Origin of the sequence: Actinacidiphila sp. bgisy160 (assembly GCF_965342435.1) — a bacterium.
Classification (GTDB): Bacteria; Actinomycetota; Actinomycetes; order Streptomycetales; family Streptomycetaceae; genus Actinacidiphila.
Genome location: NZ_CBDRCM010000090.1, coordinates 1 through 14,852 on the forward strand (window position 1 = coordinate 1; position 14,852 = coordinate 14,852).

14 protein-coding genes are annotated in these 14,852 nt (G+C 72.2%); 7 read left to right on the forward strand and 7 right to left on the reverse strand.

The genetic code is table 11. The annotated features are described in order from the left end of the window. Window positions 1–94: 94 nt before the first annotated feature. The 3 genes from ACRWNP_RS35820 to ACRWNP_RS35830 all read right to left on the reverse strand — a co-directional run bounded on the left by ACRWNP_RS35820 (window position 95) and on the right by ACRWNP_RS35830 (window position 2,659). Window positions 95–1,195, reverse strand: a complete 1,101-nt coding sequence (locus ACRWNP_RS35820; protein ID WP_431968995.1) for a S1C family serine protease — start codon at window positions 1,193–1,195, stop codon at window positions 95–97. A 49-nt stretch (window positions 1,196–1,244) separates the two neighbouring features. Next, on the reverse strand, window positions 1,245–1,955 hold the full coding sequence (locus tag ACRWNP_RS35825) for a class I SAM-dependent methyltransferase (protein ID WP_431968997.1): 711 nt from the start codon (window positions 1,953–1,955) through the stop codon (window positions 1,245–1,247). A 68-nt stretch (window positions 1,956–2,023) separates the two neighbouring features. Next, a complete protein-coding gene (locus ACRWNP_RS35830) occupies window positions 2,024–2,659 on the reverse strand; it encodes a DUF3043 domain-containing protein (protein ID WP_431968999.1) in 636 nt (211 codons plus the stop codon). A gap of 150 nt (window positions 2,660–2,809) precedes the next feature. On the opposite strand from ACRWNP_RS35830, the gene ACRWNP_RS35835 reads away from it, so the two are divergent. The 5 genes from ACRWNP_RS35835 (at window position 2,810) to ACRWNP_RS35855 (ending at window position 9,244) form a co-directional block, all read left to right on the forward strand. Beyond that, a complete protein-coding gene (locus ACRWNP_RS35835) occupies window positions 2,810–3,601 on the forward strand; it encodes a PspA/IM30 family protein (protein WP_431969001.1) in 792 nt (263 codons plus the stop codon). A gap of 21 nt (window positions 3,602–3,622) precedes the next feature. After that, window positions 3,623–3,928: a PspA-associated protein PspAA gene (gene pspAA, locus ACRWNP_RS35840; protein ID WP_431969003.1), complete on the forward strand. Its 306-nt coding sequence runs from the start codon at window positions 3,623–3,625 to the stop codon at window positions 3,926–3,928. Window positions 3,929–4,038: 110 nt separating this feature from the next. Beyond that, on the forward strand, window positions 4,039–5,256 hold the full coding sequence (locus ACRWNP_RS35845) for a sensor histidine kinase (RefSeq protein WP_431969005.1): 1,218 nt from the start codon (window positions 4,039–4,041) through the stop codon (window positions 5,254–5,256). Next, window positions 5,253–5,939, forward strand: a complete 687-nt coding sequence (locus ACRWNP_RS35850; RefSeq protein WP_431969007.1) for a response regulator — start codon at window positions 5,253–5,255, stop codon at window positions 5,937–5,939. Before ACRWNP_RS35845 ends, ACRWNP_RS35850 begins: the two co-directional genes overlap by 4 nt. 164 nt (window positions 5,940–6,103) lie before the next feature. Beyond that, window positions 6,104–9,244 carry an efflux RND transporter permease subunit gene (locus ACRWNP_RS35855; protein ID WP_431969009.1) on the forward strand — a complete coding sequence of 1,047 codons (3,141 nt, stop codon included), beginning with the start codon at window positions 6,104–6,106 and terminating at the stop codon, window positions 9,242–9,244. A gap of 65 nt (window positions 9,245–9,309) precedes the next feature. Here the strand turns inward: ACRWNP_RS35855 and ACRWNP_RS35860 are convergent, their stop codons facing one another. Further along, window positions 9,310–10,194 (reverse strand): GNAT family N-acetyltransferase, encoded by an 885-nt coding sequence (locus tag ACRWNP_RS35860; protein WP_431969011.1) that lies wholly within the window; start codon window positions 10,192–10,194, stop codon window positions 9,310–9,312. Between the two features lie 15 nt (window positions 10,195–10,209). Then, window positions 10,210–11,385, reverse strand: coding sequence for a quinolinate synthase NadA (gene nadA, locus ACRWNP_RS35865; protein WP_431969013.1), 1,176 nt, complete (start codon window positions 11,383–11,385; stop codon window positions 10,210–10,212). Window positions 11,386–11,627: 242 nt separating this feature from the next. On the opposite strand from nadA, the gene ACRWNP_RS35870 reads away from it, so the two are divergent. After that, the gene (locus ACRWNP_RS35870; RefSeq protein WP_431946412.1) at window positions 11,628–11,981 is read left to right on the forward strand and encodes a HesB/IscA family protein; all 354 of its coding nucleotides are present in this window, start codon (window positions 11,628–11,630) and stop codon (window positions 11,979–11,981) included. A 79-nt stretch (window positions 11,982–12,060) separates the two neighbouring features. Here the strand turns inward: ACRWNP_RS35870 and ACRWNP_RS35875 are convergent, their stop codons facing one another. Then, window positions 12,061–13,413 carry a hypothetical protein gene (locus tag ACRWNP_RS35875; RefSeq protein WP_431969015.1) on the reverse strand — a complete coding sequence of 451 codons (1,353 nt, stop codon included), beginning with the start codon at window positions 13,411–13,413 and terminating at the stop codon, window positions 12,061–12,063. Window positions 13,414–13,515: 102 nt separating this feature from the next. Further along, entirely contained in the window at window positions 13,516–13,722 is a 207-nt protein-coding gene (locus tag ACRWNP_RS35880; protein ID WP_431969017.1) for a hypothetical protein, read from the reverse strand. Between the two features lie 138 nt (window positions 13,723–13,860). On the opposite strand from ACRWNP_RS35880, the gene ACRWNP_RS35885 reads away from it, so the two are divergent. Beyond that, entirely contained in the window at window positions 13,861–14,835 is a 975-nt protein-coding gene (locus ACRWNP_RS35885; protein WP_431969019.1) for a carbohydrate kinase family protein, read from the forward strand. Window positions 14,836–14,852: the final 17 nt, after the last annotated feature.

The following is a 14,852-nucleotide window of genomic DNA, read 5'->3' on the forward strand; positions in this document are numbered from 1 at the left end:
ACCCCCCACGCCCCCGGGCCCCCGCTGCACGTCCGGCCGCGAGGCCCTGTCGCCGAAGCAGAGAACTCCGGGGGAGGGACTTCGACGACCGGGCCTAACGGAGCTGCCCCAGCGTGACCTTGACGGTCTTCTCGCTGCTGCCGCGCTGGTAGGTGACGTCCACCGTGTCGCCGGGGGCGTGCTGGACCAGGGCCTCGGACAGCGACTGGAGGGTCGTGATGTCGGCGCCCCCGACATCGGTGATGACGTCCCCGGGCTTGATCCCGGCCTTGTCCGCCGCCCCGCCCCCGGTGACCTCGACGACGCCCACCCCGGCGGGCTGGAAGTTCTCGTCGAGGACGGTGCGCCCGGTGATGCCCAGCGCCGCGCGGCCGGAGTCGACGACCTTGCCGTGCTTGATGATCTGGTCCGCGATGCGGGTGACGGTGGCCGAGGGGATGGCGAAGCCGATGCCCGGCGCGGACGAGTCGCCCATGGTGGGGTTGACCGCGGCGAGCGTCGGGATGCCGATGACCTGACCGGAGAGGTTGACCAGCGCGCCGCCGCTGTTGCCCGGGTTGATGGGCGCCGAGGTCTGCACCAGGTCGGCCAGGGTGGCGCCCGCGCCGCCCCCGTTCCCGGACTCGCTGACCGTGCGGTCGACGGCCGAGACGATGCCCTGCGTGACGCTGCTGTTCAGGCCGAGCGGGCTGCCCATGGCGAGCACGATCTGCCCCACCTGGACGTCGCGTGAGCGCCCGAATGACGCCGCGCGCAGCCCGCTCGGTGGGTCGTCGAGTTCGATGACGGCCAGGTCCTGCTCGGGAAAGGAGGACACCAGCCGGCCCTTGTGCGGGGTGTCGCTGTTGGCGAGGGTGACCTCGAAGGTGTCGGCGCTGCCGACGACGTGGGCGTTGGTGACGATGTGGCCCTTGGTGTCGTAGACGATGCCGGAGCCCAGCGCCTCGGAGGTGTTGATCTGGACGACGGACGGCAGGACCGCCTTGACCACCTGCTGGTAGGCGCGCTCCAGATCGCGGGCGCCGGCCGCCTCTGAGGCGGCGACGGGCGCGGGCGCCGAGGACGCCGCGCTGGGGGACGGGGAGCCCCCCGTGCATCCGGCGGTCACACCCCCGCAGCACGCGACGGCCAGCAGCAGGGCCGCCGCCCGGAGCGCCGCCATCGGCCGCCGTGGGTTCTGCTTCGTATCGCGCATGAGCGAAGTGTCGCGTTCGCGGCACCCCGTCCCCGGTATCCCGCCCCGGTCAGTTCCGTACGCCGCACAGATGCAGCAGTGCCGCGACCGCCCGGTAGGGGTCGGTACGCCCGGCCAGCTCCTCGGCGGCCAGCAGCTCCTCCGGCACGTCCGCGGCGTCGTCGGGCGCCGTGTCGGTGAAGACCCGCACCCCGTACCAGGCGTGCAGCGGCGCGCCGATGGCGCTGAGGGTCGTCGTCAGGTCCGCGCGCCGGTCGGCGCGGGCGGGCAGCCCGAGCCGGTTGGTGTACCTGTCGGTCGTGAAGGCGGCCAGGGCGCCGGACCAGTCGCCCTGCAGCGCGGGCCGCATCGCCAGCGAGTCGGCGTTCCGCACCAGCAGCGACAGCAGTCCGCCGGGGGCCAGCACCCGCGCGAGCCCGGCGACCAAGGCGTCCGGTTCGGGCACGTACATCAGCACACCGTGGCAGAGCACCACGTCGAAACTGCCGGGCCCGAAGTACCGGCCGGTCTCCCGGCCGTCGCCCTCGACGAGGGTGATCCGCTCGCGTATGCCCTCCGGCTCCGCGGCCACCGCCTCGCGCAGCACGGCCGCCATCTCCGGGTCGGCCTCCAGGCCGGTGACCAGGTGACCGGCACGGGCCAGCCGCAGCGCCTGGGTGCCCTGACCGGGGCCGACGTCGAGGATCCTGAGCCGGCGCCCCACGGGGAAGCGCGCGGTGATCTGCTCGTCGAGCTGACGCGCGACCAGCTCCTGCCGCACGGTGTTCCGCAGTCCGCCGAGCCGGTCCAGCCACGAGCCGGCGGCGCCGGCGAAGGCGCCGTTCCCGCTCAGAGCTTGGTGCCGCGCTTGACCTGCGGCTTCGGCAGGCGCAGTCGGCGCATCTGGAGGGTCCGCATGAGGGCGTACGCGACGGCGCCCCTGGTGGGCTTGTCCGGGAAGCGCCTGGCCAGCTCGCGGCGGAGCAGGAACCCGGTGATGGCCGAGTCGACGACGATCAGCACGATCACCACGAGCCACAGCAGCAGCGAGATGTTCTGCAGCGCGGGGTTGCGGAGCATGCTCAGCACGAGGATGACCACGGCCAGCGGCAGGAAGAACTCCGCCACACGGAACCGCGAGTCCACGTAGTCGCGGGCGAACTTGCGCACCGGGCCCTTGTCACGGGCGGGCAGGTACCGCTCGTCGCCGTTCATCAGCGCCTCGCGCTGCTTGGCGAGATCGGCGCGCCGGGCCTCACGGGCCTGCTTGGTGGCAGCCTTGCGGTCGGTGGGCGTATTCACCGCCTTGCGGCGCTGCGTCTGGGCATCGCTGCGCTTGGGGGTGGGGCGACCCTTGGGAGCCTGCGGGTCGCGGGGCTGCCGGTCCTCCACCACAGTGGTGGACGCGGTCTGCTCGGTTTGGGAACGACGTCGGAACACGACTCCAAGGTTACGTGCTCGCCGACGGGACCCCCAGCCCCTCACCTACTCCCTGCGCCTGAGGTCATCGAACTGTGATCGTTCCTAAGGATGAGCGCATCCGCAACAGAACAGTGGGGTAATGGAACCAGGGCCCGTACTGTGGGGTCTGTAGAGGTGTGCTGGCGAGCTGAATGAAGGGGGCGCGCGAGGCCCATGAGCGGTGTCATGAAGCGGATGGGGATGATCTTCCGCGCGAAGGCCAACAAGGCCCTTGACCGGGCCGAGGATCCGCGCGAGACCCTCGACTACTCGTACCAGAAACAGCTGGAGCTGCTGCAGAAGGTGCGGCGCGGTGTCGCGGACGTCGCGACCTCGCGCAAGCGCCTGGAGCTGCAGCTGAACCAGCTGCAGCAGCAGTCCTCGAAGTACGAGGACCAGGGCCGCAAGGCGCTCGCCCTGGGCCGGGAGGACCTGGCCCGCGAGGCGCTGTCGCGTCGTGCCGCCCTCCAGCAGCAGGTCACCGACCTGGAGACGCAGCACCAGACGCTGCAGGGCGAGGAGGAGAAGCTCACCCTCGCCGCCCAGCGTCTGCAGGCCAAGGTGGACGCCTTCCGCACCAAGAAGGAGACCATCAAGGCCACCTACAGCGCGGCCAGGGCCCAGACGCAGATCGGCGAGGCCTTCTCCGGCATCTCCGAGGAGATGGGCGACGTCGGCCTGGCGATCCAGCGGGCCGAGGACAAGACCGAGCAGCTGCGCGCCCGGGCCGGCGCCCTGGACGAGCTGCTTGCCTCCGGCGCCCTCGACGACCCGACCGGCATCGCCAAGGACGACATCCAGGCGGAGCTCGACCGCCTGTCCGGCGGCAGCGACGTCGAGCTGGAGCTGCAGCGCATGAAGGCCGAGCTGGCCGGCGGCTCGCCGCAGCAGGCCATCGAGGGCGGACAGCAGCAGGGCCAGGCCCAGCCCCAGACCCAGGACCAGCCCCGGTTCGACAAGAGTTGAGACACCCCTGAGGAGGGCGTCGTGATCGTACGGATCATGGGCGAGGGCCAGGTGACGGTGGAGGAGAGCCACCTCGCCGAACTCAACAAGCTCGACGACGAGCTCCTGGCGGAGATGGAGAGCGGTGACGAGGCCGGGTTCCGGCGCACGCTCACCGCGCTCCTCGACGCCGTCCGGCGGCTCGGCACACCGCTGCCGGACGACTCCCTGGAGCCGTCCGAGCTGATCCTGCCGACCCCGGACGCCACCTTGGAGGAGGTCCGGGACATGCTCAAGGAGGGGCTTTCCTCCCGGACGGAGTCCGGGGGAGGACTGATCCCCGGCTGACACCCAGCCGACCAGCGCACTCGCCACGTGCCCCGGCCCGGTACCGCACCGGGCCGGGGCACGGTCGTCCGTGGGGGCCCGTACCGTTGATGAGCGTGCAGCATCGATCAATGAGGGACCGGGCCCGGCTGTGGCCGCAGGCCCACCCCATCGCCCTTGACGCCGGGCTGGCGCTCGCCGTCCTCGCGGTGATCCTCGGCAACATGTTCATCGGGCCGCACACCGAGCGGTACGACGCCTCGGTCCCCGACATCCTGCTGGCCGTCCTCGGCTCCGCCGCGCTGCTGCTACGCCGGCGCCGGCCGCTGGGCGTCCTGGCCTTCACCGGCGCGGTCACCGTGGTCTACGTGCTCACCGCGACCGGGGAGGGCCGCGCCCCGGTGGCCGCCACCGTCGTCGTCGCGCTCTTCTCCGCCTCCACGCGCACCGACCGCACCACCACCTTCCGGCTGGGCCTGGCCACCTGCCTGCTGCTGCCCGCGATCGCCATGCTCTTCGGGGCCCGGCCCTGGTACTCCGCCGAGAACATCGCCCTGTTCGCGTGGAGCGGCATGGCGGCCGCCGCCGGTGAGGCCACCCGCAACCGCCGCGCCTACGTCGCCGCCGTCGAGGAGCGGGCCGAGCGGGCCGAGCGCACCCGGGAGGAGGAGGCCAAGCGCCGCGTCGCCGAGGAGCGGATGCGCATCGCGCGGGAGCTGCACGACGTGGTCGCCCACCACATCGCCCTGGTCAACGTGCAGGCAGGCGTCGCCGCCCACGTCATGGACAGCCGCCCCGACCAGGCGAAGCAAGCCCTGGCGCACGTCCGGGAGGCGAGCCGTTCCGCGCTGGACGAGCTCCGTGCGACCGTCGGCCTTCTGCGGCAGTCCGGGGACCCCGCCGCCCCCATGGAACCGGCGCCCGGCCTCGGTGTGCTGGACCAGCTCGTCGACGGCTTCCGACGGGCCGGGCTGCCGGTGGAGGTCGTCGAGGAGGACACCGGCACGCTTCCCGCGAGCGTCGACCTCACCGCGTACCGGGTCATCCAGGAGTCGCTCACCAACGTCCACAAGCACGCCGGCCCGGGCGCGCGGGCGCGGATCGGCATCGCGCGCGGCGACGCGGCGCTGGAGGTCACCGTGACCGACCGCGGCGGCAGTCCGCAGCCCCCAGGCACCGCGGGCGGCGGCCACGGCCTGATCGGCATGCGCGAGCGGGTCGCGGCCCTCGGCGGCACCTGCGAGGCCGGTCCCTGCGCCCAGGGCGGCTTCCGCGTCCACGCACGCCTGCCGCTGACGGTGCCGGGCCGGCCGGCCGCCCCGCGGGGGGATGGGAGAATCCCGGCATGATCAGGGTGCTGCTCGCGGACGACCAGGCGCTGCTGCGCGGCGCGTTCCGGGTCCTCGTGGAGTCCGAGCCGGACATGGAGGTCGTGGGGGAGGCCTCGGACGGCGCCGAGGCCGTCGCGCTCGCCCGCGACACCGGGGCGGACGTCGTCCTGATGGACATCCGCATGCCCGGCGCGGACGGCCTCGCCGCCACCCGCGAGATCACCTCGGCCGAGGACCTGACCGGCGTGTCGGTCCTCGTCCTGACGACCTTCGAGGCCGACGAGTACGTCGCGCAGGCGATCCGCGCCGGCGCTGCGGGATTCCTCGGCAAGGGCGCCGAGCCGGAGGAGCTGCTCGCCGCGATCCGCACCGTCGCCGCGGGCGACGCGCTGCTGTCCCCGTCGGCGACCAAGAGCCTGATCGCGCAGTTCCTGGCGCAGGGCGGCGGCCGGCGCCCGCTGCCCTCGGAGGGCGGACCGGCCGCCCCGGACCTGGACGCCCTGACGGCACGCGAACGCGAGGTGCTGGTCGAGGTGGCGCTGGGGCTGCCGAACGACGAGATCGCCGAGCGCCTCGGGGTGAGCCCGCTCACCGTCAAGACGCACGTGAACCGCACCATGGCCAAACTCGGCGCCCGCGACCGCGCGCAGCTGGTCGTCGCCGCGTACGAGTCGGGTCTGGTGCGCCCCGCCCCGCGCTGACTACGACCGGCACGTACCGCATCCGCAGTACGCCCCCGCGAGCGATCACGACCTCGGGCTGAGGAAACCACCCTCCACGACAGGAGAAAGTGGCGTGGGCTGACAAAAGTCCGCAACCCGAGACCATCCGAGCACTGCGAGCACAGAGAAGAGACCGCACCACGATGTCCTGGCTGTCCCGATTCAGCCTTGCCCAGCGCAGTCTGGTGGCGCTGATGGCGGTGGTCGCCATCGGCTTCGGCGCCATCGCGATACCGTCCCTCAAGCAGCAGCTGCTGCCCTCCATCGACCTGCCCATGGTGTCGGTGATCACGACCTACCCGGGCGCGTCCCCCGACGTCGTCGAGAAGCAGGTCGTCGAGCCGATCGAGAACGGCGTCAAGGGCGTCGACGGCATCACCGGCATCACGTCCACGGCCAGCGAGGGCGCTGCCGTGATCATGGCCCGGTTCGACTACGGCGCCGACAGCGACAAGCTGGTGGCCAACGTCCAGCAGGCCGTGAACCGGGTCTCCTCGCGCCTGCCGGAGGACGCCGACCCGCAGGTCGTGGCCGGCTCGACGGACGACATCCCGACCGTCGTCCTCGCCGCCACCTCCACCGGCATGGACCAGCAGGCCCTCGCCGACGCGCTCGACCGCTCGGTCGTCCCGGTGCTGCAGGACATCGACGGCGTCGGCCAGGTGACCGTCACCGGCGTCCAGGACCGGATCGTCACCGTCACCCCCGACGACAAGAAGCTCGCCGCCCGGGGGCTCGGCGCCGCCGCCCTCGTGCAGGCGCTGCAGGCCGGTGGCCACGCCGTCCCGGCCGGCTCCTTCGACGACAGCGGCAAGAGCCGCACCGTCCAGGTCGGCGGCGAGTACGCCTCGGTGCGGGAGATCCAGGACCTGCGGATCCCCGCGGCCCCGAAGCCCGTGCGCCTCGGTGACGTCGCCACCGTCGCGGAGCGCCCCGACGCCGCGGCCTCCATCACCCGGACCGACGGCGAGCCCAGCCTCGGCGTCGCCCTCACCATGGACCAGGACGGCAGCGCCGTCGCGATCTCCTCGGCCGTCAAGGACAAGCTGGCCGGCCTCGAGCGCGACCTCGGCAAGGGTGCCGAGCTCACCGTCGTCAGCGACCAGGGCCCCGCGGTCTCCAAGTCCATCGACGGACTGACCACCGAGGGACTGCTCGGCCTGCTCTTCGCGGTCGTGATCATCCTGGTCTTCCTGGCGTCGCTGCGCTCGACGCTGGTGACCGCGGTCTCCATCCCGCTCTCCGTCGTGCTGACCCTGATCGTGCTGTGGACCCGCGGCCTGTCGCTCAACATGCTCACCCTGGGCGCGCTGACCATCGCCATCGGCCGGGTCGTCGACGACTCGATCGTGGTGCTGGAGAACATCAAGCGGCACCTGGCCTACGGCGAGGAGAAGCAGGCCGCGATCATCACCGCCGTGCGCGAGGTGGCCGGCGCGGTCACCGCCTCGACGCTCACCACGGTCGCCGTCTTCGTGCCGATCGGCCTGGTCGGCGGCATGGTGGGCGCCCTGTTCGGCTCCTTCTCGCTGACCGTCGCCGCGGCGCTGCTGGCCTCGCTGCTGGTGTCGCTGACGGTCGTCCCGGTGCTCTCCTTCTGGTTCCTCAAGCCCCCGGCCGACGCGGGCACCGTGGACCCGGACGAGATCCGCCGCAGGGCCGAGGAGCAGGAGTCCCGCAGTCTCCTGCAGCGGCTGTACGTGCCGGTGCTGCGTTTCGCCACCCGGCGCCGTGTCACCAGCATCGTGATCGCGGTCGCGGTCCTGGTGGGAACCTTCGGCCTCGCCCCGATGCTCAAGACCAACTTCTTCGACCAGGGCGATCAGGACACCCTGACCGTGAAGCAGCAGCTCCCGCCGGGCACCAGCCTGACGGCCTCCGACGCGGCGGCCCGCAAGGTCGAGAAGCTCCTCGAGGGCATCGACCAGGTCCAGGACTACCAGGTCACCGTCGGCTCCTCCGGCTTCCTGGCGGCCTTCGGCGGCGGTACCGGCGCCAACCAGGCCAGCTTCCAGGTGAAGCTGAAGAACTCCGACGACAGCGCCGACGTCGTCGGCGAGATCCGGGCGGGCCTGAAGACACTCGACGGCGCCGGCACGACCTCGGTCTCCGCCGGCGACGGCTTCGGCAACCAGAACCTGTCGGTCGTGGTCAAGGCCGCGGACGCCGGCACCCTGGCCAAGGCCAGCGCCCAGGTCCGCGACGCCGTCGCCGGACTGGACGACGTCACCGACGTCACCAGCGACCTCGCGCAGAGCGTGCCCCGCATCGAGGTCCACGCCAAGCAGGCCGAGGCCGCCAGGTACGGTCTGAGCGACGCCGCCATCGGTGCCGCCGTCACCCAGGCCGTGCGCGGTACGACCGTGGGCACCGCGGTGCTGGACGACACCGAGCGCGACGTGCGCGTGGTCTCCGAGCAGCGGGCCGGGACGGTCGACGAGCTCAAGGCGCTCTCCATCCCCACCCCCGCGGGACCGGTGAAGCTCGGCAAGGTCGCCGAGGTCGTCGAGGCCCCCGGCCCGGTGCAGAAGACCCGGATCGACGGCGCCCGCGCCGCGACGATCACGGCCAAACCGACCGGTGACAACACCGGCGCGGTGAGCGCGGCGCTGCAGGCGAAGATCAAGTCGCTCGACCTGCCCGAGGGCGCCACCGCCGAGATCGGCGGTGTCTCCTCCGACCAGGACGACGCCTTCCTCGGGCTCGCACTCGCGATGCTCGCCGCGATCGCCATCGTCTTCATGCTGCTGGTCGGCACCTTCCGCAGCCTGATCCAGCCGCTGGTGCTGCTGGTGTCCATCCCGTTCGCGGCGACCGGCGCGATCGGCCTGCTGCTGGTCACCGGCACCCCGATGGGCGTACCGGCCCTGATCGGCATGCTGATGCTCATCGGCATCGTCGTGACCAACGCGATCGTGCTGATGGACCTCGTCAACCAGTACCGCGCCCAGGGGTACGGCGTCGTGGAGGCCGTCATCGAGGGTGGCCGGCACCGTCTGCGGCCGATCCTGATGACCGCGCTGGCGACCATCTTCGCCCTGCTCCCGATGGCCCTCGGGGTGACCGGCGAGGGCGGCTTCATCGCCCAGCCGCTCGCCGTGGTCGTCATCGGCGGTCTGCTCACCTCGACGCTGCTGACCCTGCTGCTGGTCCCGACCCTCTACACGATGGTCGAGATCCGCAAGGAGCGCCGCGCCAAGCGCAAGGCGCTCAAGCGGGCGGCCAAGGCCGACGGCCCGGGCGACGCGGAGCCGCGGAAGGAGTCCGAGCTGGCCGGGGTCTGAGACCCGGCGCGGTACAACCCGCCGCAGGGTCCGGGGCGTCGTGAACGCCCCGGACCCTGCCGCGTCTATGCGAAGAACCCCGAGGGGATGTACGGCTCCGGCGGACGCATTCCGCGCAGGCAGACCCAGCCGGACGTGCCGAGCTCCAGCCCGGCGGTCAACCCCACGTCCACCGCCCACTGCTGCTGGGCCGTCAGGTTGGGGACCTGCGCGGTAACGCCCTCGGGCAGGCTCAGCAGCGCGGCGGTGAGCAGCCGGGACGCCAGTCGCCGCGAGGTCGCCGCGAGCAGCCGTACGTTCCCGTATCGATCGATGTAGCAGTAGCCGCTGCCGGCGAGGTCGTCCACGACCAACAGGGGGCACTCGGTGAGGAGTTGGTCGTGGTCGGGGCCGTGGGCGCCGCCCCGGGTGCGCCGGTCGACGGAGTCCATCAGGTCGCGGTGCTTGGCCGAGCCCTCGTGCACCGCGCCGTCCGGCGCCGGCAGATCGCCCTTGCGGACGAGCCCTTCCAGGCGCATCGCGGGGTGCAGCGCGAAGCCCGCCCGGCGGTAGGTCGCCGCCGCCCGCGGGTCGGGGGAACTGCAGATGATGCCGCGCAGGCAGCCGCGCCCGTACGCGAGGGCGGCGGCGAGCAGTTCACGCCCGACCCCCTGCCGCTGCGCGGAGGGCAGCACGGCAAGGAGCGACAGCCCCCAGGTCCCCTCGCGGCGGGTCGACAGGGCGACCCCGAGCGGCATGCCGGAGGTCTCGTCGACGGCCAGCCAGCAGCCACCGGGGTCGGTGCGCGCCACGTACCGGTTGCGCCGGCGCAGCATGGCGGCCAGTTCGGGAGGCATCTCCTCGGGCGGGCCGCCGCCGGGCAGGGCGTCGGCGGCGCCGAACGCGGCGGCGGCCACGACCGCCACCGCGTCGGCGTCCTCGTCGGTGTCGCGTAACGGGCGCAGGATCATGCGCCCATCCTGCCCCTACGGCAGGGCGAGCATCCGCTCCAGCGCCAGCTTCGCGAAGTGCTCGGTCTCCCGGTCGACCTGGATGCGGTTGACGACCTTGCCGTCGGCCAGCGACTCCAGTGCCCACACCAGGTGCGGCAGGTCGATGCGGTTCATGGTCGAGCAGAAGCAGACGGTCTTGTCGAGGAAGACGATCTGCTTGTCGGGGTGCGCCTTGGCCAGCCGGCGCACCAGGTTGAGCTCGGTGCCGATCGCCCAGGACGAGCCGGCCGGGGCCGCCTCCAGGGCCTTGATGATGTACTCGGTCGAACCGACGTGGTCGGCGGCGGCGACGACCTCGTGCTTGCACTCGGGGTGCACCAGGACGTTGACGCCGGGGATGCGGGCCCGCACGTCCTCGACCGAGTCCAGTGAGAAGCGCCCGTGCACCGAGCAGTGGCCGCGCCACAGGATCATCTTCGCGTCGCGCAGCTGCTCGGCGGTGACCCCACCGTTCGGCTTGTGCGGGTTGTAGACGACGCAGTCCTCCAGCGAGAAGCCCATCTCGCGGACCGCGGTGTTGCGGCCGAGGTGCTGGTCGGGGAGGAAGAGCACCTTCTCGCCCTGCTGGAACGCCCACTCCAGCGCCCGCTTGGCGTTGCTGGAGGTGCAGATGGTGCCGCCGTGCCGGCCGGTGAAGGCCTTGATGTCGGCGGAGGAGTTCATGTACGAGACGGGCACGGTGACGTCGGCGACCCCGGCCTCGGTGAGCACATCCCAGCACTCGGCGACCTGTTCGGCGGTGGCCATGTCGGCCATGGAGCAGCCGGCCGCCAGGTCGGGGAGGATCACCTGCTGGGCGTCGGAGGTCAGGATGTCCGCGGACTCGGCCATGAAGTGCACACCGCAGAAGACGATGTACTCCGCCTCGGGGCGGGCGGCCGCGTCGCGGGCCAGCTTGAAGGAGTCGCCGGTCACGTCGGCGAACTGGATGACCTCGTCGCGCTGGTAGTGGTGGCCCAGGACGAAGACCTTCTCGCCGAGCTTGGCCTTGGCGGCGCGGGCGCGCTCCACCAGATCCGGGTCCGAGGGGGCAGGCAGGTCGCCGGGACAGTCGACGCCGCGTTCGCTGCGCGGGTCGGACTCGCGGCCCAGGAGGAGCAGGGCGAGCGGGGTCGGCTGGACGTCCAGCGGTTCGGATGTGGTGGTCACGGGCCCGAAGCCCTTTCTCTGCGGAACTGCGGCTCAAACCTTTTCGTCTATATGACGCTATCTATCATAACCCGTTCGCGTCAGAATGACGATGGCCCTCGCGTCAGTGTGACGCATTACCCGTACCGGGCCCGGTGTGCGAGCATGGATGGCGCGAAGACGCATCGGACCCGGAGGAATGAATCCGGGAAGCCACCGGTTCACCGTTGTGGCAGCATCCGTACAACCCGGGAGTGGATCAGATGACGGTTCAGGACGAGACCAGCCAGAGCGAGGGCATCATCCTGTCCGACGCGGCGGCCTCCAAGGTCAAGAGCCTGCTCGAGCAGGAGGGCCGCGACGACCTCGCGCTGCGCGTCGCCGTCCAGCCGGGCGGTTGCTCCGGCCTGCGCTACCAGCTGTTCTTCGACGAGCGTTCGCTCGACGGCGACGTCGTGAAGGACTTCGGCGGCGTGAAGGTGGTCACCGACCGCATGAGCGCCCCGTACCTCGGCGGCGCCTCCATCGACTTCGTCGACACGATCGAGAAGCAGGGCTTCACGATCGACAACCCGAACGCCACCGGCTCCTGCGCCTGCGGCGACTCGTTCCACTGAGCCCCGCGCGAAGGCGGCGGACACCCGGGGTGCCCGCCGCCTTCGGCATGTCCTGAGGCTCCCTCCCGGGCGGCCCGGCCTACTTCCGCGGCACCGTGCTGCCGTCGAAGAGGTCGACGACCTCGCGGTCGCCGAGCGGCGCGTCGAGCCGCACCGTGCGCGAGAACCGTTCGGCGATCATGATGCAGGCCTTACCCGGATCCTTCCGTACCCCCGTGACCTTGACCTTCACCACCGCGCCGGACTCGTCGGCCGAGGCCGTGTAGTCGCTGCACACCCCGCCCCAGAAGCGCAGGGTCAGCTCCGTGCCCTCGGCGCGGTACGACTCGACCTTCGCCGCGGAGGCGCCCGGCGCCGCCGTCCCCGAGGGTGCGGGGGAGGCCGTACCGCCCCGCAGGTACGCCGGGTCCACCGCCGGCTGGGCCAGCACCGAGGGGCGCCGCACGCCCTCCTGCGCCACCTCGAAGAGCCAGGACGGCACCAGCGTCTGCCGCCCGGCCACGAACTGCGCCGACAACCCGAACTCGGCCTTCCGCACCTCCATCGGCCGGTGCGCGTTCGGCACACAGGGAAGCACCTGCGGCAGCGTCGGGTCGTCGCCAGGGCCGCGGGACGGCTTCGGTACCACGGTGGGGCAGTCGCCGATCCCCAGGTCACCGCCCGGACCGGGGCGCTCCAGCAGCTTGAGCGCCGCCTTCGCCGATACCACCGGATAGGTGTCGCCCCTGGTCAGCGGCGCCATCATGCCGTACCCGGTGACCAGCAGCCCGTCGGAGGCGACCCGCACCGCCGACCGCCAGCCGTGCGTGGGCAGCCCCGCCACCCGCGGGTCGGCGGTGACCGTGCGCAGCACCCCGGAGACCTCGCTCGCGTCCGTGCGCGCCTCCTTCAGCCCCAGCGCCGCGAGGACCGGCGCCGCCTTGCGCAGCGCCTCCGCCTCCGGGATCGCGAGCTCGTCCCGGGCCGGGGCGCGGCCCTTGTGCGGCGCGGCGCCGTAATACGAGTACGCCCAGGTGCCCGGCGCGTCCTTGTTCACCCGGAGCACGGGACCGCCGCCGTCCGGCGTACCGCCGGCCTTCCAGACGCCGTGGTCGGACTTCACCGTGCCGGGCACTGACAGGGCGCGGGCGAGCCGTTCCACGGCGGCGCGCGGCACACCGCCGGGCCGCTGTACCGCCGCGGAGGGGGGACCGTCCGGCAGGTCGCCCCGGACGGTGAACTCGGCGCCGGTACCGCGGGTGGCACCGTCCAGTTCGAGCGGCTCGGGTGAACCGTCCCCACTGCCGCCCGAGGCGTGCGGCACACCGCCCTCGGCGTTCGACGAGGCCCAGTAGGCGCCGCCGCCCCCGGCGGCCAGCACGGCGACGGCGACCGCCGACATCACCCACGGTGACCGGTGCGGGCGGCGCGGTCGCGTCGGCTCGCTCTCCACGATGGCTCCTTCGGCTCCGCACAGCCGCGCACAGCTGTTGACGTCCCGGTCCTTCGACCGGGGGACGCCACTTGGACGGGCCGGAGCGCCTCGCGGTTCCGGTCAGTCGGCGTACTCGGCCATGCCCTCGACGACGTGCGACGACGCGGCCGGCACCGTGATCCCGTGCAGGCTCGCGGGGCTGACCCGCGCGGCGGACTTGGTCTCCACGTGGGCCTCCCAGTGCGCGGCCATCTTGCGGCAGTCGCCGATGAGCTCGGCGAGCGACTCGGGGTCGCCGAGGGGCGCGGCGGGAAGAGGAGTGGTCATAGACACGACCATAGGCACGTGGGGTCACGGGAGAAAGCCCTACTATCGGGTAGTTTCACCATGTCGGCGCCCACCGGTCCAGCCGGTAGCGTGGACAGGGTCCCGTCCGCCGCCCGCCTCCGCAGGAGCATCCCAGCCGTGCGTATCGCAGTCACCGGCTCCATCGCCACCGACCACCTGATGACCTTCCCCGGCCGATTCGCCGACCAACTGGTCGCCGACCAGCTGCACACGGTCTCCCTCTCCTTCCTGGTCGACACGCTCGACGTACGCCGCGGTGGCGTCGGCGCGAACATCTGCTTCGGGATGGGCCAACTGGGTGTCCGGCCGATCCTCGTCGGCGCCGCGGGCTCCGACTTCGACGAGTACCGTGCCTGGCTCGACCGGCACGGCGTCGACACCGCCTCCGTGCGGATCTCCGAGGTCCTGCACACCGCGCGCTTCGTCTGCACCACGGACGCCGACCACAACCAGATCGGCTCCTTCTACACCGGCGCCATGAGCGAGGCCCGCCTCATCGAGCTGCACTCGGTCGCCGCCCGTGTCGGAGGCCTCGACCTCGTGCTCATCGGCGCCGACGACCCCGAGGCGATGCTCCGCCACACCGAGGAGTGCCGATCCCGGGGCATCTCGTGGGCGGCGGACTTCTCGCAGCAGATCGCCCGCATGAACGGCGACGAGATCCGGATACTGCTGGACGGCGCGGCCTACCTCTTCTCCAACGAGTACGAGAAGGGCCTGATCGAGTCCAAGACCGGCTGGACGGACGCGGAGATCCTCGGCCGGGTCGGCACCCGCGTCACCACGCTTGGCTCGCGCGGCGTCCGGATCGAGCGGGCCGGCGCGGAGCCGATCGTCGTGGGCTGCCCGGAGGAGGATGCCAAGGTCGACCCCACCGGCGTCGGCGACGCCTTCCGCGCGGGCTTCCTGTCCGGCCTCGCCTGGGGCGTCGACGTGGAGCGGGCGGCGCAGGTCGGCTGCATGCTGGCGACGCTGGTGATCGAGACCCTCGGCACGCAGGAGTACCAGCTGCGGCGCGCCCACTTCATGGACCGCTTCACCAAGGCCTACGGCGACGACGCCGCCGAGGAAGTCCGCACCCACCTGCGCTGACGTCCTGGAGGAGGCCG